Origin of the sequence: Paenarthrobacter sp. NPDC090520 (assembly GCF_044769205.1) — a bacterium.
Lineage (GTDB): Bacteria > Actinomycetota > Actinomycetes > Actinomycetales > Micrococcaceae > Arthrobacter.
Genome location: NZ_JBIVXM010000009.1, coordinates 12,617 through 29,659 on the forward strand (window position 1 = coordinate 12,617; position 17,043 = coordinate 29,659).

A 17,043-nucleotide genomic window follows, 5' to 3' on the forward strand; every position below is an offset into this window, starting at 1 on the left:
GCGACGCACTCGGCGTCGGCGTGGCCGTCGTCGTCGGCCGCGGCGTAGACGTCGGCGACGCACTCGGCGTAGGCGTGGCCGTCGTCGTCGGCCGCGGCGTAGACGTCGGCGACGCACTCGGCGTAGGCGTGGCCGTCGTCGTCGGCCGCGGGGTACTCGTCGGCGAACCCGTCGGCCGCGGAGTACTCGTCGGGGACCCGGTCGGCCGCGGGGTAGACGTCGGCGAGGTGGTTGGACTCGACGTCGGCGTCGGTCCTGGTGGTGCAGTGGTTGCACTGGGGCTTTCGGTGGGCGGTGGCGTGCCGGGATCCGTGCATCCTGCAAGAGCCAACGCGATCACCGCCCCCAGCGTGATGAGGGTGGGTTTCATGACATTGTTTTCCTTTGGGGAAGCAGCCTGCATGCTGCTGCTGGGCGGCGCCAGACCCCCAGTCCGGCTCTTTGTATCCACCTGCCAGGGCAGGGATTGTCAGCCGGAAATCCCAGGTTCCGGCATAGCCCGATGACGAGCGTCAGTCATTGCTCGACCTGCTGCGATGCGACGCGTGCGGACGAACGCCCGGCGCCATCGAGCCAGCAAGTGCGGCCCAATCAAAGGGGCCACGGCGACCTTTAAGACCCGAAGGGTGGCCGTTTGCCCAGCTTACGCGAAGCCCTCAGGCTCCTGCCGATTGTTACGTGGATCACATTCGCCCCATTTCGATGGTTCGCTGCCATACATGCCATAGGCACGGCACGGCTCGCAGCGAGGCATCGAAGTGGATTTCTCCACATAGGACAACACCCGGGTTCTGATCCACCCTGATCCGGCCGAGGCTCTTTTCATGGCAAACAATGACCCGAAACCGCTTCCCAATGACATCAACCTATGGCGGACCAGCGAACTCCACGCCGACGGCTTCAACGACAGGACAATAGCCTCGCTGGTTTGCGGCGGCACACTAGTGAGGCTCCGCCGAGGTTGTTACATACGGGCCAGCGTATGGAATGCACAAAAACCATGGGTGCGCAGCCGCCAGTTGATTGCGGCCCATGCCCACGGGACACTGACGACGTCGGAACGGGGCTTTGTCTACAGCCACACCTCTGCCGCTCGCCTCCACGGCCTGTTCCTGTGGGACGTAAATGATCGAGAGCACATCACTACTCCAGGTACCGCATCCAGCACTTCCCATGGCCGGGACGTTGTTGCACACGCTCGAATCCTGGATTCAGATGAGGTAGCGATGATGGGCGGCCTACCCTGCACTTCCTTGGAAAAAACCGTTGTGGACTGCTGCCTGATGTTGAATGACAAGCAGTGCCTCGTGCTGATGGACCACGCACTCCGACTTGGCGCGGACCCCGAAAAGATCCGACAAGCGTGCGTGCTCTTAAGGGGACGCAATGGAGTGCAAAGCCTCAGGAGGGCGTTGGACAGCGCCGATGCCCGGTCCGAATCTCCTGGCGAGACGCTGACGCGCGAGTTGATTCAACGACTACGGATTGATCTCCCCGAACTCCAGGTCGAGGCCATCACTCCAGAGGGACTTCATCGGATGGATTTCGCATGGCGCAAGAGGATGCTGGCACTGGAGTTCGACGGCAAAGTGAAGTACTTCGACTACGCACCAACTGCAGAGGTGATCTACAAAGAGCGCCAACGGGAGAAGGCACTGATGGAGATCGGCTGGAGGTTTATCCGCATCAAATGGCGGGACCTGTTCAACGAGCATGAGTTCAAGACGCGACTGCTGCGGGCCCTCAAGTGACAGGAACACCTCGGCAGGCACTCCCGATTCGATGCTTCACTGCGCAACATGCCGTTCGCACGGCACTCCACGCAGCGAGGCATCGAAACGGCCGACGGTGAGGTGGGCGCGGACGACGGCACGGGTGGGCGGGGCAGCGTGGTGGCGGAGGGGCGGGGCGCGGGGTGGGCGCGGGCGGGGTGGCCGACGGCGGAGGGGCGGGGTGGTGGCGGAGGGGCGGGGGCGGGTGGTGGCGGGGGCACAACAAAGCGGGCGGCACCTCCCCAGGTGCCGCCCGCCTCGTTGGCTCTGTTGCGCAGAGTCCGCGCCCCCGTTGCAGGTCAGGGGCGCTGCCGGCCGAAGACTGGGAGCGCGCGCAGCCAGCGGGAGAATCCGCCGGCCTTGCGATCGCAGTCGGCCGGAATGTAAAAGTCCGGATCGGTAGCACCGAAGGGCAGGTACAGTTCCTGGCCCGGCGCCGGGAATTCCACGACGTTGTTCGTATCCTTCGAGTCCATCTGTTCCTCCTCTTTCCAGTGCTCGCATGCTTCAAAGTTCCGCATATTGGAAACTTTCTTTTGTTATGTGAAAAGTCTAGGAGAAGCCGAAAGCAAGCGTCAAGACCCACTTTCACTCCCGAGAAGTTGCCCCGGTCACATTTGGCTGCTTCATAACGATCCCCCGGAAGCCGTATACACATCCCCAAACCATGCGCTACTCTCGAATGAGTTCGTGGCGTAGGTCACGTAACCTGAGAGCAGCAGGCAGGGTCGTAATGAGCTGGCATCCATGGATGCCGGCTCTTTTTTGTTGGGGTCGGCTCCACCAGAAACGCAGTGGAAACACGCGCTTAATTTCATTGATGGAACGTAGTTTCCACCGCATAGAAGTTGGGATATGACCATGAGCAACAACATCGTCCTCGGCGAAAACCAGTACGGCAAAGCAGAAGTCCGCGTCGTCAAGGTCACCCGGGATACGGACCGCCACCAGATCGAAGACCTCAACGTCACCTCGCAGCTCCGTGGTGACTTCGAGGCAGCCCACCTCGAGGGCGACAACGGCCACGTCGTTGCCACCGACACCCAGAAGAACACCGTCTACGCCTTCGCCCGTGAAGGTGTGGGCTCCCCTGAGGCCTTCCTGCTGCGCCTCGCCAACCACTTCACCGGCGAGTTCTCATGGGTTACCGGCGGACGCTGGGAAGCTGAGTCCTACAGCTGGGACCGCATCCAGGCCCACGGCGAAAGCCACGACCACAGCTTCGTCCGCAACGGGCAAGAGGTGCGCACCGCCGTCGTCGTCCGCGATGGCGCAACCACCCACATTGTTTCCGGCCTCAAGGACCTGACCGTCCTGAAGACCACGCAGTCCGGCTTTGTCGGCTACCCGCGCGACAAGTACACCACCCTCCCCGAGACCACGGACCGCATCCTCGCCACCGACGTATCCGCCCGCTGGCGCTACAACACCAACCTGGACGCCTCGGCCACGGACTTCAACAAGAGCTACGAGGACATCAAGGCCCTTCTTCTTGAGGGCTTCACGGAGAACTACTCGCACGCACTGCAGCAGACCCTCTTCGACATGGGCAAGAAGGTCCTCGAGGCACACAGCGAAGTTGCCGAGATCAAGTTCTCCATGCCGAACAAGCACCACTTCCTGGTTGACCTGGGCCCGTTCGGCCTGGACAACCCCAACGAGGTCTTCTACGCCGCGGACCGCCCGTACGGCCTCATCGAAGCAACCGTCCAGCGCGACAACACCACGGCCGCGCCCGTTGCCTGGAGCGGCATCGCCGGCTTCTGCTAAGCACCGCCCGGCTTAGGCCCGCGAAGCAACCGCGGGCCTGGCCACCCGGAGTTCGTGTGCAGGTTCCGCCAGAGGGACGCCCCCGCAACAGCGGAACCTGCACCCAAACCCGACCCCAAAAACACCCACACTTTTGTTAGCCAGACACAGTTAGCCAGACGAAGGCGTCTGCCATGAACCCAGAAAGTCTGCCATGAACACCAAGAAGAAGTCCCGCCCCGCCAATACCACCGCCGCGCGTCCCGAGGACCAGCGGCTCTCGATCGGAAGCACCTTCGCTTACGGCTTCCAGCACGTTCTCACCATGTACGGCGGCATCATCGCTCCGCCACTGATCATTGGCGCGGCCGCGGGCATGTCCTCGCAGGACATCGGCCTCCTGATCGCAGCCTGCTTGTTCGTCGGCGGCCTGGCCACCATTCTCCAGACGGTCGGCATTCCGTGGTTCGGCTCGCAGCTCCCGCTGGTCCAGGGCGTCTCCTTCGCCGGCGTTTCCACGATGGTGGCGATCGTGCAGGGCGGCGGTGGTATCCAGGCGGTCTTTGGCTCGGTGATCGTGGCCTCGCTGATCGGCCTGGCCATCACTCCCCTGTTCTCGAAGATCATCAAGTTCTTCCCACCGGTGGTTACCGGCACGGTGATTACCACCATTGGCCTGACCCTCATGCCGGTTGCGGCCAACTGGGCCATGGGCGGCAACGCCAAGGCTGACAACTACGGCAGCATGGCCAACATCGGCCTCGCGGCACTGACCATGGGCGTCGTCCTGCTGCTGAGCAAGATCGGCAACGCCGCCATCTCCCGCCTTTCGATCCTGCTGGCCATGGTCATTGGCACGGTCATCGCAACCGTCACCGGCATGGCCGACTTCTCCAAGGTTGGCCAGGGCGACATCGTGGCCTTCCCCACCCCGTTCGCTTTCGGTGCTCCCACGTTCGAAGTCGCCGCGATCATCTCCATGCTGATCGTCATCCTGGTGACGCTGACGGAGACCTCAGCTGACATCATCGCCGTGGGCGAGATCGTGGACACCAAGGTTGACTCCCGCCGCATCGGCAACGGCCTGCGCGCCGACATGCTCTCCAGCGCCATCTCCCCGCTCTTCAACTCTTTCACGCAGAGCGCCTTCGCCCAGAACGTCGGGCTCGTTGCCATCACGGGCATCAAGAGCCGCTTCGTGGTCAGCGCCGGCGGCCTCATCCTGGTTGTCCTGGGCCTCCTGCCGATCCTCGGCCGAGTCGTCGCAGCGGTTCCGACGCCCGTCCTGGGCGGTGCCGGCGTTGTGCTCTTCGGTACGGTTGCCGCCAGCGGTATCCGCACCCTCGCGAAGGTCGAATACAAGAACAACATGAACCTGATCATCGTGGCTGCCTCGATCGGCTTCGGCATGATCCCGATTGCTGCCCCGAAGTTCTACGACCAGTTCCCGTCCTGGTTCTCCACGATCTTCCACTCCGGCATCAGCTCGGCCGCGGTCATGGCGATCATCCTGAACATCCTGTTCAACCACTTCAAAGCCGGCAACTCGGACAACCAGTCGGTGTTCGTGGCAGGCACGGAGCGCGTGGTCACACCCGAGGACGTCAAGTGCCTGGAACATGGCGACCGCTTCGAGAACGGCAAGCTGATCGACGCCGAAGGCAACGAGGTCCCGCTCAAGAGCACCTCGTCCTCAGAGCACTAGCACCCTCCCGCACGCGACAGGCGGCAGTGTTTTCCTTGGGGGACACTGCCGCCTTTCGTCGGCTTAGCCGCGCCTTTGGGCAAAACGTACGACGGCGGCAGGCGCCACCGGGACCTGGTCGCCGATAGGCTCGGCTCATGACTGAGCTGCCGTGCTTCCGTTCACTGGCCCTTAGCAAAATCCCCGCGCCTGACTATGCGGACGTTTGCCTGGCCGCTCTTCCCGACGGCGCCGGCACGGATCCAACCGAGTGGGCGGAGCGGTTGTTTGCCCTCGAGTCCATGCCGCGCTGGGTTGCTGGAGCAATGCGATTAAGGCAGGCGCTGGTTCCGCTGATCGGCATTCCGAAGGCCCCCAAGGACACCTTCAAGGTGAGCGAACAGTCCGGCGAAGAAGCCCTGATCTACGTCCAGGACAAGCACCTGAACTTCGCGGCCGCCGTCGGTGTTGATCCGGTGCGCCGGCTGATGAGGGTGACCACCGCCGTCGAGCTCAAGGGGTGGCGCGGAAAGCTGTACTTTGGCATCGTTCGGGCGGTACACCCGATCGTGGTGAATTCCATGCTGAAGAAGGCCACGCGCGCAGTACGCGCGCCGAGATAACAAAAGATGGCAATGTTCACGGGGAACATTGCCATCTTCTGCCAACTTGGCGCGGGTCAGTTCTGGTTGAGCTCCGCGGAGATTGCCATGGCGGCCTCCCGCAGCATCGGAACTGCGCGGTCGGCGAAGGTCTGGTCCACACGCGTGATCGGGCCGGAAACGGAGATCGCCGTGGGCGTGGGAGCGTTCGGCACGGCCATGGCGAAGCAACGTACGCCGAGCTCCTGCTCTTCCTCGTCAATGGAGTAGCCGCGTTCACGGATGAGCTTCAGGTCGGCCAGGAGCGAGTCGATGTCCCCGATGCTCTTGGCCGTCGGGGTGGGCATGCCGGTGCGGGCCACGATGCCGCGGACCACCTCGTCGTCGAGCTGCGCCAGGATGGCCTTGCCCACGCCGGTGTCATGGGTATGGGCGCGGCGGCCTACCTCGGTGAACATGCGCATGGAGTGCATGGACGGGACCTGCGCTACGTAGATCACCATGTCGGAATCGAGGACGGCCATGTTGGACGTTTCGCCAAGCCGCTCCACGAGGGTCTTCAGCTGGGGGCGGGCCACGGCACCAAGTTGCTTGCTGGCGGCCTCTCCCAAACGAATGAGACGGGGGCCCAGCGCGTACCGGCGGTTGGGGAGCTGGCGGATGTAGCCGAGCGCCACGAGGGTCCGCAAAAGGCGGTGGATGGTAGGCAAGGGCAGGTCGGTGGACGACGACAGCTCGCTGAGCGTGACATCCCCGCCTGCATCCGTGATCAGTTCCAGCAGTTCAAAGACGCGCTCAACGGACTGCACGCCTCCGGAGGCTTTTTCAGCCATTCCCTTGTCTCCAATGACTCAGATTCCGACAACTCTTATCCGCATCGTGAAAAGAATTGCTTAGAACACCCAAGATACAGCACGCCGGACACCTTCGCGACGACACCGAACATGACCGGGCAGGGGGTTGTGTTTCCACTTTGTAGATAATAATATCCATAATACGAAAACATTCAGTTTGGAACGGCGGCCCGGGAACGGGCCTAACAGGAGGAATTTCAATGGCGAATCCGAGCCCCGGTAACTCGATCACCCTGCGCGTCTCCGCGCCGTCGAGCTTCACCGCGACCAGCGAACTGGCAGCCGCGGTTGGTGCAGCCGGTGCAGCAATCACCGCACTGGACGTCACGGAATCCCACCACGAGACCATCGTCGTGGACGTCACCTGCAACACCACCGACGATGACCACGCCGCTCGCGTGAAGGACGCCCTGAACGCTCTTGACGGCGTCAAGGTCCAGCACGTCTCCGACCGCACCTTCCTGATGCACCTGGGCGGCAAGCTCGAGGTCGTCCCGAAAGTAGCCCTGCGCAACCGCGACGACCTGTCCCGCGCCTACACTCCCGGCGTCGCGCGTGTTTGCCTGGCGATCGCCGAAGACCCGGCGGCCGCCCGCAACCTGACGGTCAAGCGCAACACCATCGCCGTCCTCACCGACGGTTCCGCTGTCCTGGGCCTGGGCAACATTGGCCCCGCCGCAGCGCTTCCCGTCATGGAAGGCAAGGCCGCACTGTTCAAGCAGTTCGCCAACGTTGACGCCTGGCCGGTCTGCCTGGACACCCAGGACACCGAAGAGATCATCAAGATCGCCAAGGCCATGGCCCCCGTCTACGGCGGCATCAACCTCGAAGACATCGCGGCTCCCCGCTGCTTCGAGATCGAAAACCGCCTCCGCGAAGAACTCGACATCCCGGTCTTCCACGACGACCAGCACGGCACCGCGATCGTCACGCTCGCGGCCCTGGTCAACGCCCTCCGCGTGGTGGACAAGAAGCTCTCCGAGGTCAAGATCGTGGTCTCCGGCGTCGGAGCTGCCGGCTCCGCCATCATCCAGCTCCTCAAGGCACAGGGCGCACAGCACATCGTCGCCGCGGGTCGTTCCGGCGCCATCCACTCGGGTGAAAAGTACGACGACGAGCACCGCAGCTGGATCGCCGCGAACACCAACGAGGAAGGCTTCTCCGGCAGCCTCCACGACGCCCTCAAGGGAGCCGACGTGTTCATCGGCGTCAGCGCCCCGCACGTCATCGGCGAAGAGCAGGTTGCCTCCATGGCCGAGAACGCGATTGTGTTCGCCATGGCCAACCCGACTCCGGAAATCGACCCCGCCATCGCCTCCAAGCACGCAGCGGTTGTAGCTACCGGACGCAGCGACTTCCCCAACCAGATCAACAACGTTCTGGCCTTCCCGGGCTTCTTCCGCGGCCTGCTGGATGCCGGAGCCTCGGACATCACGCCGAACATGCTGGTGGCCGCAGCCGAGGCGATTGCCAACCGGGTAGCTGACGACGAGCTCAACGCGAGCTACATTATCCCCAGCGTCTTCGATCCCCACGTTGCCGGAGATGTGGCCGCCGCTGTTGCAGCTGCAGCCCACGCAAACGCAGCCAGCTAGCACCAGCGCACTATAGACAAAGGAATCCGCTCCCATGGCTATTACAGTCACTGATCCCCGGCCGATCGAACGCGCCGAGGAAATCCTCACCCCCAAAGCCTTGGCCTTTATCGAGGAACTGCACAAGCGCTTCGCCGGCACCCGCAACGAACTGCTCCAGGCCCGCAAGGCCAAACGGGACACCGTGGCGAAAACCAGCCGCCTCGATTTCCTCCCGGAAACCCAGGAAATCCGCGACGGCGACTGGAAAGTCGCCGAAGCACCGGCAGCCCTGCAGGACCGCCGCGTTGAAATGACCGGCCCGGCCACCCCGGCCAAGATGGCCATCAATGCGCTGAACTCCGGCGCGAAGGTATGGCTCGCAGACCTCGAAGACGCCTCCACCCCGACGTGGCCGAACGTCATCGACGCGATCCTCAACCTCCGCGACGCCGCCCAGGGAACCCTCGCCTACACCTCCCCCGAAGGCAAGGAATACCGCCTCCGCACGGACGCTCCCTTGGCCGTCGTCGTAGCCCGCCCCCGCGGCTGGCACATGGAGGAGAACCACCTCCTGATCGACGGCGAACCCACCGTCGGCGGCCTGGTGGACTTCGGACTGCACTTCTTCCACATCGCCAAGCAGCTGCTCCTGAACGGCCACGGCCCGTACTACTACCTGCCCAAGATGGAAAGCCACCTCGAGGCCCGCCTGTGGAACGACGTGTTCGTCTTCGCCCAGGACTACCTCGGCATCCCACAGGGCAGCATCCGCGCCACAGTCCTGATCGAGACCATCCCCGCCGCGTTCGAGATGGACGAGATCCTCTACGAACTCCGCGACCACGCCTCCGGCCTGAACGCCGGCCGCTGGGACTACCTCTTCAGCATCATCAAGTACTTCCGCGATGCCGGCGAAGAGTTCGTCCTCCCGGACCGTGCCACGGTTGCCATGACGGCGCCCTTCATGCGCGCCTACACCGAACTCCTGGTCAAGACCTGCCACAAGCGCGGCGCCTTCGCCATGGGTGGCATGGCCGCAGTGATCCCCAACCGCAAACAGCCCGACGTCACCGCCGCAGCGTTCGACAAGGTCCGCGCCGACAAGACCCGCGAAGCAAACGACGGCTTCGACGGTTCCTGGGTTGCCCACCCGGACCTGGTCTCCACCTGCCGCGAAGTGTTCGACTCCGTGCTCGGGGACCGCCCGAACCAGATCGACAAGCAGCGCCCCGAGGTAAACGTCACCGCCGAGCAGCTCATCGACGTCGCCTCCGCCGGCGGCACCGTCACCGAAGCCGGACTGCGCCTGAACCTCTACGTCGCCGTCGCCTACACCGGCGTCTGGATCTCCGGCAGCGGTGCGGTTGCCATCCACAACCTCATGGAAGACGCCGCAACCGCGGAAATCTCCCGCTCCCAGGTCTGGCAGCAGCTGCGCAACAAGTCGATCCTCGCGGACACCGGCAACACGGTGACCCGCGAACTGGTCAGCCGCATCCTCGGCGAAGAAACCGAACGCCTCCGCATCGAATTCGGCGACGAGAACTTCACCAAGTACTACGAGCCGGCGTCCAAGCTCATCGAGGACATCTGCCTCTCCGACGACTACACGGACTTCCTCACCACGCCCGCGTATGAGCTGGTGGGCTGAGATGGGTTCACTTTCGTCTTCCGATCTGGCCCACATCGAGTCACAGCTCGCCGCCACGGACCAGTTGCTTGACCGCAACTACCCCGGCGACGACGGCTCACGCCAGCCGATCCACACCGTCTATGTCCCGGCCGACCGCTTCACTGCTTCCTTTGCGGCCGAGTGGGGAGCCCAGGCGCTCGCGACGGCGGAGGCGCACGGTGGTCTCGAGAAGCTCGGTCAGCTTTTGGGCCAGGAGCCCGATCTTGCTGCCGCTGTCGCGGCCCGGGTTGCTGCCAAATTGCAGTCCGAGCCCATCGAGGACCTCCGCCTGGACTTCGAAGACGGCTACGGCGACCGCGGCGATGAGGCAGAAGATGCCGACGTCGTTGCTGCCGCCAAGGCCGTGTCTGCTGCGGTGGCTGCCGGAACGGCTCCGCCCTTCATCGGCATCCGCTTCAAGTGCTTTGAGGCCCCCACCCGGGCACGCGGTCTTCGCACGTTGGATTTGTTCGTCTCCACGCTCGCTGCTTCCGGGGAACTCCCGGCCGGGCTGATCCTGACCCTGCCGAAGGTCACCACGGTGGCGCAGGTGCAGGCCATGGATTACGCCGTCTCGCGGCTTGAAGAAGTTCACGGACTCCCGGCGGGACGGCTTCGCTTTGAGGTGCAGGTGGAAACCCCGCAGCTCATCCTCGGCGCCGACGGAACTTCCCCGGTGGCCCAGCTCCCCCACGTGGTTCCCGGCCGGATCAGCGCCCTGCACTACGGCACGTACGACTACAGCGCCTCATTGGGGATCTCCGCGGAATACCAGTCCATGGAACACCCCGTGGCCGACTTCGCCAAGGAAGTCATGCAACTGGCTGTCGCAGGCACGGGCATCCGCCTTTCCGACGGTTCCACCAACATCATCCCCGTGGGTGACGCGGTGGAAGACGCGTGGAAGCTGCATGGCCGCCTGGTACGCCGCTCCCTGGAAAACGGCTACTACCAGGGCTGGGATCTCCACGCCGCCCAGCTCCCCAGCCGTTTCTCGGCGTCGTACGCTTTCTACCGCGAAGGCCTGCCGGCCGCGGCGCTGCGACTGCGCAACTACGTCGAACGCACCGAAGGCGGCGTCATGGACGAGCCCGCCACCGCGCGTGCCCTTGCAGGCTTCGTCCTCCGCGGCGTCCAGTGCGGCGCAGTGGGGACCGACGAGGTCAAGGCGCTTGCCGGCGTCGAACTTTCCCAGCTGACCGCACTGGCGCACCCGCGGCTCGCACAACCAACTTCGCACTGATTAGGAGCACCGTATGGGCAACTACTACTACCCGCAGGGCGGGCTGCCGCCGCAGACCCACCTGACCACCGAACGGGCCATCGTCACCGAGGCCTACACCGTGATCCCCAAGGGCGTCCTCACGGACATCGTCACGAGCAACCTGCCGGGCTTCACCAACACGCGTTCGTGGATCATCGCGCGTCCGATTTCCGGCTTCGCCACCACGTTCTCGCAGCTGATCGTGGAGATCGCTCCGGGCGGCGGCGCTCCGAAGGCCGAGTTCGAGTCCGGCGTTGAAGGCGTGGTCTTCGTGACCAAGGGCAAGCTGAACCTGACCCTCGACGGCGAACTGCACCACCTCGAAGAGGGCGGCTACGCCTACCTCGCGGCCGGTGCCGAGTGGGGCGTGGAGAACGTCTCCGACGACATCGTGTCCTACCACTGGATCCGCAAGGCGTACGAGCGGCTCGAGGGCTACGAGGCCAAGTCCTTCGTGACCAACGAGAAGGACATTGAGCCCACGTCCATGCCGGACACCAACGACGTCTGGAAGACCACGCGTTTCACGGACTCCAGCGACCTTGCGCACGACATGCAGGTCAACATCGTCACGTTCCAGCCCGGCGGCGTGATTCCCTTCCCGGAAACCCACGTCATGGAGCACGGCCTGTACGTCCTTGAAGGCAAGGCCATGTACCTCCTCAACAACGACTGGGTTGAGGTCGAGGCCGGCGACTTCATGTGGCTGCGCGCGTTCTGCCCGCAGGCTTGCTACGCCGGTGGGCCGGGCGAGTTCCGGTACCTGCTGTACAAGGACATGAACCGCCAGGTGAAGCTCACCTAGTCTGCGCCGAAGTCGCCGGAACGCTGCCCTTTCGCAGGGAACGTTCCGGCGATTTCGTCGTTTTCGGGCGGTTTCGGCGCAGCTCAGCTCAGCGGCGGCGTCGTCCAAGGGTGAAGCCGGACCAGAACGTCAGGGAAAGCAGGCCCAGCACAGCGATGAGCAGGCCGATCTGCGTTCCTTGGCTGACGAATGCCCCGCCGGATGGTTGAAAGACCGTGTCGCTGAGTGGCGCGTAGGCGAACCAACCCATGGGTTCGTCCTTCCCGTTCCACGCCGCGATCAGCCCGGCTATCACGGCGATCAGCGCCAGCAAAGGCACGACGACGGCACGGACTTTGCGTGCAGGCTGCGGTGAGTTGTGTTCCCCACGTATGTTGTTGTCCCCCATGCGTGCAAGCCTAGCCCGCCCCGGTCCGCGTTGGAGCGCCGAAATCGCCGGAACACTGCCCCTTCGCAGGGAACCTTCCGGCGATTTCGTCGTTTTCCAGCGACTGCGGAGGCACGGGCCAACGGGACGGACGGAGGCGCGGGTCGAACGTTTACTTCGGGCCGCCGGCGATCCGGTACGACTCTTGGAGCAGCTCGGCGAGTTCACCGACGTCGATCTTGGTGAGGTGCACAAGGACGAGGTTCGGGGAACGGTCATGGTGGGGAGTCCAGAAGAACTTGTCCGGTTCCATGGCTGTCAGGGCTTCGCGTTCGTCGGTCTTGACCGTGACCACGCCGTCCTCCCAGATCCGGGCCATGAGGGTCTTGGCGAACCACGCGGGTTGCCCCCAACTGGGTCGCTCGGTAACCCCTGGCAGGCCAAGGCAGATCTTCCGGACGTCCTCTTCGGTGGCCATGGTTCACTGTGGCACCCACTTAGCGCCCAAACAAGGGACTACGCTGGGCACATGTTGACCATCGGCAGTACAGTCCTGGGCGTCAACGACCTCGCCCGTGCAACGGAGTTCTGGCAGGCGGCCCTGGGCTACGTACCCCGCGAGCCCGGCGATGACACGTGGGTGATCCTGGTGCCGGCCTCCGGTCCAGGCGCGCAGCTCGCCCTGATGTTCAGCGAAACCCCTGTCCAGGAACACCCCCGGATCCACCTGGACCTATACGCGGATGACCAGGCGGCCGAGATTGAACGGCTTGTCTCCCTTGGCGCCGGGCACGTCGACTGGGACCTGTACCCTGAAGACCCCGACTTCGTGGTTTTGGAAGATCCCGACGGCAACCGCTTCTGCGTCATCGACCGGGCGCCGCGGTAGCACCGCCGTCGGGCACTTCGGGGTCGCGGGAGAGGTGCGAAAACCGATGCAAATTTCCGTGCGAAAGGACCGGTTTCCAGCGAAGTCGCGTCCCACACGGCGCCGCAGGGAATCGGTAGAGTGCTCCCATGGATGAGAAAGCAACGTTGCTGAACTACCTCCGCACACGCCGGGCCGACCTGCTCGGCAAAGTGGAAGGCCTGAGCGAATACGATGCCCGCCGGCCCATGACTCCCACCGGGACCAACCTGCTGGGCTTGGTGAAGCACGTGGCCAGCGTGGAGTTGGGGTACTTCGGAGAGACCTTCGGGCGGCCCGACGGGAGGGAACTTCCGTGGTATGAGGCCACAGCCGAGCCCGACGCCGATATGTGGGTTCCGGCGGACGAAACCATGCAGAGCATCATCGAGTTGCACCACTTCTCTGCCAAGCACAGCGACGAAACCATCGAGTCCCTCCCCTTGGATGCACCCGGTGTGGTGCCGTGGTGGTCCGAGGAAAAGAAGAACGTGACCCTGCACCAGATCCTGGTGCACATGTGTGTGGAGACAGCCCGGCACGCAGGCCACGCCGACATCATCCGGGAACTCATCGACGGCCAGGCCGGCCAGCGACCGAACGATCCGAACATCCCGCCGCGGAACTCCGAGGAGCTCGCTGCCCACCGCTACCGGATCGAGGAGGCCGCGCTGCAGGCCGACCGCAGGCGCTGACAACAGCGCCGGGACCAGCCCCAGGACACCGCCGGCAAACCCTTCACAGCCAAGGGGCACCCTTCACAGCCCACGCATAAGCCCAGCAAACCTCCGGCGTAGCCTGCCTCCGTAAAAAGGAGGCATGACTCCTCCACAGACCGAACACCGAAAGGGCAGCCGGACCCGGCGCGCCGTCGTCTCCGCTGTCCTGGCGGTCACTCTCTCTGCGGGAGGTGCGGCTGCCTGGGCCCTGGACCGCTTCGTCATCCCGCACGCCCAAATCACCAACGCCTCCGCTTATGAGGCCAGCCAGGCCGGGACAACCACCACCTCGGACACAACAAACGAATCAGCCGTCGTCACCGACACCAGCTACACCCAAGGCGACACGGGCGTCACCATCTCCACGGTGACAACCGGCAGCGGCGACAGCACCGTGACCTACTACGTTGCCGATGTCGTCCTCAGCGACGCCACCACGCTGAAGTCGGCCTTCGCGCAGGACACCTTCGGCGAGAACATCACCGAGAACACCTCGGACATCGCCGCCGATAACAACGCGATCTTCGCCATCAACGGCGACTACTACGGCTTCCGGGACACGGGCATCGTGATCCGGAACGGTGTGGTGTACCGGGACGAGGGCGCGCGGCAGGGCCTCGCGTTCTACAAGGACGGCACCGTGAAGGTGTACGACGAGACCACCACCACGGCCGAACAACTCGTGGCCGACGGTGTGTGGAACACGCTCTCCTTCGGCCCGTCGTTGCTGGACAACGGCGAGATCGCCTCGGGCATCGAGGATGTGGAGGTGGACACCAACTTCGGCAACCACTCCATCCAGGGCGAGCAACCACGCACGGCTGTGGGTGTGATCGACGAGAACCATTTGGTGTTCGTCGTGGTAGACGGCCGCAGCCCGGGCTATTCCGCCGGCGTCACGATGACGGGCCTGGCCCAGATCATGAAGGACCTCGGCGCCACCACCGCGTACAACATCGACGGCGGCGGCTCCTCCACCATGTACTTCAACGGATCCCTGGTGAACAACCCGCTCGGTGAGAACAAAGAGCGCGGCACCTCGGACATCCTCTACATCGCCCAGTGACCATGATCATCCTGATACCGGCGTACGAGCCGGACCAGCAGCTCATCTCCTTGGTCAGCAACCTTAGGGACGCGGATCCGTGGATCACCATCGTGGTGGTTGACGACGGTTCCGGCCCCGCCTTCCAGGACGTGTTCGACGGCGTCACCCGGCTTGGGTGCCACGTCCTCAGTTATGCGGCAAACGGCGGAAAAGGCCACGCCCTCAAGAGCGGCTTCGCATTCATCGCGGACAGGTTCCCCGGCCATGACGTGGTCTGCGCGGACAGCGACGGCCAGCACGGAGTGGCCGACATCCTGGCTGTAGCGGACAGGGTGCGGAGCGTGACGGCCTCGATGGTGCTGGGCTGCCGCTCCTTCAGCGGCGATGTGCCGGCTCGGAGCAAGTTTGGCAATACGGTGACGCGGTGGCTGTTCAAGCTCGCAACGGGCCAAGGGATTCCTGATACCCAGACCGGGTTGAGGGGGTACCGCGCGGACATGATCCCCTGGCTGTTGACGGTCCGCGGCCAACGCTACGAGTACGAACTCAACCTGCTGCTCGAGGCCAAGCAGGCGGGCTACGGCATAGATACCGTGGAGATCGCCACGGTGTACCTGGACCACAACTCAGGCTCGCATTTCCGCCCCGTAGCGGACTCGGTCAGGATCTATGCACCTTTGCTGAAGTTCCTGGGCTCGTCGTTCTCTGCCTTCCTGGTGGACACCATCGTCTTCCTGATGCTGACGGCGCTCTCAGATTCCCTCCTGCTGGCCGTGGTTGGTGCCAGGGCCGTCAGCGCGGGCGTGAATTTCCTGGTGAACCGCAATCTGGTGTTTGAGCACGGCAAGGAGAAATCCCTGCGTTCGGCGATCTCCGGCTACGTGGCCTTGGTGCTCGTCCTGCTCACAGCCAACTACGCCATCATGTGGTCGCTGACGTCACTGGCCGTACCCGAGCTGCCCGCGAAGCTTGCCACGGAGCTGGCCCTCCTCGGTGTGAGCTATGCCGTCCAGCAGCGCTTCCTGTTCGCCGGCAGGGTCCGTGCTTCGCAGCCAGCCTCTTCGGGGGAAGATCCGGCGGAGGTGCTTACGGAGGCCGGGTATGGGCAGACGGGACCTACGCGTGGACACCCCAGGGCCGACGTCGAAAGTCATATCCCAGCCTTGGCCCCGGCACAGTTTCAGCACAGCAGCACCGGGAATCGTGGAAACCAGCCCACCAACAGATTCCGGAGAATCCGATGAACACCATCATCCTCATGGCAGCAGACCTCATTGCCATCACCATCCTCACCTTGGCCCTCTACCTGCGCCGGCACCGGCGGCGTGACCTGGTGGTTTCCTACCTCGGCATGAACGTGGGAGTCCTGGCAGTCGCCACTGCCCTCTCCGGATCCGCGGCCGGCGTTGGACTGGGGCTGGGACTCTTCGGTGTCCTCTCGATCATCCGGCTCAGGTCCACGGAACTGGCCCAGCACGAGGTGGCCTACTACTTCTCGGCGCTGGCCTTGGGTTTGATCGCCGGCATCGGAGTGGAGCCCCTGTGGCTGACATTGTCCCTTATGGGCCTGGTGCTGCTGGTGATGTTCATCGGCGACAACCCGGCCGTCCTTCCCGCGTACCGCCACCAAACCGTGGTCCTGGACCGGGCCATCAACAATGAACCTGAACTCAATGCCCGGCTGGAGGAAGTCCTCAACGGCACGGTTCACTCGGCCACCATCCAGGAGCTGGACCTGGTCAACGACAAGACGATCGTGGATGTGCGCTACGCAGTCCGGGCACGGCGCTCCGTCCAGGCGAGCGCGCAGCTCGGCTTCGACCGGCCCGCGGGTGCACTGGCCCCGGCACCGCAGGAGCTTCCGGGCTCCGTGTTCCCGGGCTCTGCAGCACAGGCAGCCCAGCAAGCGGCACAGCCCCACCAGCAGGCGGCGCAGCAAGCCTGGCACTCCCAGCAGCAAACACCGCCGGCCCACCAGCAAGAGGCACAGCCCCACCAGCACACCGCGCAGCAAGCGGAGCAA

17 protein-coding genes and 1 pseudogene are annotated in these 17,043 nt (G+C 64.1%); 13 read left to right on the forward strand and 5 right to left on the reverse strand.

Going from position 1 to position 17,043, the window contains the following annotated elements; genetic code table 11:
* Positions 1-317 (reverse strand): hypothetical protein (locus ACIQTZ_RS12650; protein WP_402981170.1); only part of this gene is annotated, 317 nt, incomplete at its 3' end.
* Between the two features lie 507 nt (positions 318-824).
* On the opposite strand from ACIQTZ_RS12650, the gene ACIQTZ_RS12655 reads away from it, so the two are divergent.
* Positions 825-1,751 carry a hypothetical protein gene (locus ACIQTZ_RS12655; RefSeq protein ID WP_402981173.1) on the forward strand — a complete coding sequence of 309 codons (927 nt, stop codon included), beginning with the start codon at positions 825-827 and terminating at the stop codon, positions 1,749-1,751.
* Positions 1,752-2,071: 320 nt separating this feature from the next.
* Here ACIQTZ_RS12655 and ACIQTZ_RS12660 read toward each other — a convergent pair whose 3' ends face one another.
* Positions 2,072-2,248: a hypothetical protein gene (locus tag ACIQTZ_RS12660; protein ID WP_014922716.1), complete on the reverse strand. Its 177-nt coding sequence runs from the start codon at positions 2,246-2,248 to the stop codon at positions 2,072-2,074.
* A 379-nt stretch (positions 2,249-2,627) separates the two neighbouring features.
* Between ACIQTZ_RS12660 and pucL the strand changes: the two genes are divergently transcribed.
* The 3 genes from pucL (at position 2,628) to ACIQTZ_RS12675 (ending at position 5,828) form a co-directional block, all read left to right on the forward strand.
* On the forward strand, positions 2,628-3,542 hold the full coding sequence (gene pucL / locus ACIQTZ_RS12665; protein ID WP_397323343.1) for a factor-independent urate hydroxylase: 915 nt from the start codon (positions 2,628-2,630) through the stop codon (positions 3,540-3,542).
* A 193-nt stretch (positions 3,543-3,735) separates the two neighbouring features.
* On the forward strand, positions 3,736-5,226 hold the full coding sequence (locus ACIQTZ_RS12670; RefSeq protein ID WP_400336318.1) for a nucleobase:cation symporter-2 family protein: 1,491 nt from the start codon (positions 3,736-3,738) through the stop codon (positions 5,224-5,226).
* 137 nt (positions 5,227-5,363) lie between these two features.
* Positions 5,364-5,828: a DUF2867 domain-containing protein gene (locus ACIQTZ_RS12675; protein ID WP_402945602.1), complete on the forward strand. Its 465-nt coding sequence runs from the start codon at positions 5,364-5,366 to the stop codon at positions 5,826-5,828.
* A gap of 56 nt (positions 5,829-5,884) precedes the next feature.
* Here the strand turns inward: ACIQTZ_RS12675 and ACIQTZ_RS12680 are convergent, their stop codons facing one another.
* Positions 5,885-6,640 (reverse strand): IclR family transcriptional regulator, encoded by a 756-nt coding sequence (locus ACIQTZ_RS12680; RefSeq protein WP_400336322.1) that lies wholly within the window; start codon positions 6,638-6,640, stop codon positions 5,885-5,887.
* Positions 6,641-6,861: 221 nt separating this feature from the next.
* Here ACIQTZ_RS12680 and ACIQTZ_RS12685 point away from each other — a divergent pair, with 221 nt between their 5' ends.
* From ACIQTZ_RS12685 to ACIQTZ_RS12700, 4 genes are read left to right on the forward strand one after another with little or no spacing between them, the layout of a single operon-like run.
* Complete coding sequence (locus ACIQTZ_RS12685) at positions 6,862-8,256, forward strand: NAD-dependent malic enzyme (protein ID WP_397323347.1); 1,395 nt, start codon at positions 6,862-6,864, stop codon at positions 8,254-8,256.
* A gap of 34 nt (positions 8,257-8,290) precedes the next feature.
* The gene (gene aceB / locus ACIQTZ_RS12690; RefSeq protein WP_402945598.1) at positions 8,291-9,889 is read left to right on the forward strand and encodes a malate synthase A; all 1,599 of its coding nucleotides are present in this window, start codon (positions 8,291-8,293) and stop codon (positions 9,887-9,889) included.
* Between the two features lies 1 nt (position 9,890).
* Positions 9,891-11,153: a DUF6986 family protein gene (locus ACIQTZ_RS12695; RefSeq protein WP_397323349.1), complete on the forward strand. Its 1,263-nt coding sequence runs from the start codon at positions 9,891-9,893 to the stop codon at positions 11,151-11,153.
* Positions 11,154-11,166: 13 nt separating this feature from the next.
* Positions 11,167-11,979, forward strand: a complete 813-nt coding sequence (locus tag ACIQTZ_RS12700; protein ID WP_397323350.1) for a bifunctional allantoicase/(S)-ureidoglycine aminohydrolase — start codon at positions 11,167-11,169, stop codon at positions 11,977-11,979.
* Positions 11,980-12,067: 88 nt separating this feature from the next.
* On the opposite strand, the gene ACIQTZ_RS12705 is transcribed toward ACIQTZ_RS12700, so the two are convergent.
* Positions 12,068-12,367, reverse strand: coding sequence for a hypothetical protein (locus tag ACIQTZ_RS12705; protein WP_402981176.1), 300 nt, complete (start codon positions 12,365-12,367; stop codon positions 12,068-12,070).
* Positions 12,368-12,518: 151 nt separating this feature from the next.
* Positions 12,519-12,824, reverse strand: a complete 306-nt coding sequence (locus tag ACIQTZ_RS12710) for an MmcQ/YjbR family DNA-binding protein (protein WP_402981178.1) — start codon at positions 12,822-12,824, stop codon at positions 12,519-12,521.
* Between the two features lie 51 nt (positions 12,825-12,875).
* Between ACIQTZ_RS12710 and ACIQTZ_RS12715 the strand changes: the two genes are divergently transcribed.
* The 5 genes and pseudogenes from ACIQTZ_RS12715 to ACIQTZ_RS12735 form a co-directional block, all read left to right on the forward strand.
* Complete coding sequence (locus tag ACIQTZ_RS12715) at positions 12,876-13,235, forward strand: VOC family protein (protein ID WP_397323355.1); 360 nt, start codon at positions 12,876-12,878, stop codon at positions 13,233-13,235.
* Positions 13,236-13,363: 128 nt separating this feature from the next.
* The gene (locus ACIQTZ_RS12720; RefSeq protein WP_402945589.1) at positions 13,364-13,948 is read left to right on the forward strand and encodes a DinB family protein; all 585 of its coding nucleotides are present in this window, start codon (positions 13,364-13,366) and stop codon (positions 13,946-13,948) included.
* A 124-nt stretch (positions 13,949-14,072) separates the two neighbouring features.
* A complete protein-coding gene (locus ACIQTZ_RS12725) occupies positions 14,073-15,038 on the forward strand; it encodes a phosphodiester glycosidase family protein (protein WP_402945586.1) in 966 nt (321 codons plus the stop codon).
* Between the two features lie 2 nt (positions 15,039-15,040).
* Entirely contained in the window at positions 15,041-16,264 is a 1,224-nt protein-coding gene (locus tag ACIQTZ_RS12730; RefSeq protein ID WP_402945654.1) for a GtrA family protein, read from the forward strand.
* Positions 16,261-16,899: pseudogene (locus ACIQTZ_RS12735) on the forward strand (DUF4956 domain-containing protein); the annotation flags it as partial. The gene ACIQTZ_RS12730 and the pseudogene ACIQTZ_RS12735, both read left to right, overlap by 4 nt.
* Positions 16,900-17,043: the final 144 nt, after the last annotated feature.

Excerpts from the sequence above, each read along its gene's own strand:
- ACIQTZ_RS12730 (WP_402945654.1), top strand. The coding sequence starts at position 15,041 with ATGATCATCCTGATACCGGCGTACGAGCCGGACCAGCAGCTCATCTCC.
- ACIQTZ_RS12660 (WP_014922716.1), bottom strand. The coding sequence starts at position 2,248 with ATGGACTCGAAGGATACGAACAACGTCGTGGAATTCCCGGCGCCGGGC.
- ACIQTZ_RS12700 (WP_397323350.1), top strand. The coding sequence starts at position 11,167 with ATGGGCAACTACTACTACCCGCAGGGCGGGCTGCCGCCGCAGACCCAC.
- ACIQTZ_RS12685 (WP_397323347.1), top strand. The coding sequence starts at position 6,862 with ATGGCGAATCCGAGCCCCGGTAACTCGATCACCCTGCGCGTCTCCGCG.
- ACIQTZ_RS12710 (WP_402981178.1), bottom strand. The coding sequence starts at position 12,824 with ATGGCCACCGAAGAGGACGTCCGGAAGATCTGCCTTGGCCTGCCAGGG.
- ACIQTZ_RS12725 (WP_402945586.1), top strand. The coding sequence starts at position 14,073 with ATGACTCCTCCACAGACCGAACACCGAAAGGGCAGCCGGACCCGGCGC.
- ACIQTZ_RS12675 (WP_402945602.1), top strand. The coding sequence starts at position 5,364 with ATGACTGAGCTGCCGTGCTTCCGTTCACTGGCCCTTAGCAAAATCCCC.
- aceB (WP_402945598.1), top strand. The coding sequence starts at position 8,291 with ATGGCTATTACAGTCACTGATCCCCGGCCGATCGAACGCGCCGAGGAA.
- pucL (WP_397323343.1), top strand. The coding sequence starts at position 2,628 with ATGACCATGAGCAACAACATCGTCCTCGGCGAAAACCAGTACGGCAAA.
- ACIQTZ_RS12695 (WP_397323349.1), top strand. The coding sequence starts at position 9,891 with ATGGGTTCACTTTCGTCTTCCGATCTGGCCCACATCGAGTCACAGCTC.
- ACIQTZ_RS12705 (WP_402981176.1), bottom strand. The coding sequence starts at position 12,367 with ATGGGGGACAACAACATACGTGGGGAACACAACTCACCGCAGCCTGCA.
- ACIQTZ_RS12670 (WP_400336318.1), top strand. The coding sequence starts at position 3,736 with ATGAACACCAAGAAGAAGTCCCGCCCCGCCAATACCACCGCCGCGCGT.
- ACIQTZ_RS12680 (WP_400336322.1), bottom strand. The coding sequence starts at position 6,640 with ATGGCTGAAAAAGCCTCCGGAGGCGTGCAGTCCGTTGAGCGCGTCTTT.
- ACIQTZ_RS12720 (WP_402945589.1), top strand. The coding sequence starts at position 13,364 with ATGGATGAGAAAGCAACGTTGCTGAACTACCTCCGCACACGCCGGGCC.
- ACIQTZ_RS12655 (WP_402981173.1), top strand. The coding sequence starts at position 825 with ATGGCAAACAATGACCCGAAACCGCTTCCCAATGACATCAACCTATGG.
- ACIQTZ_RS12715 (WP_397323355.1), top strand. The coding sequence starts at position 12,876 with ATGTTGACCATCGGCAGTACAGTCCTGGGCGTCAACGACCTCGCCCGT.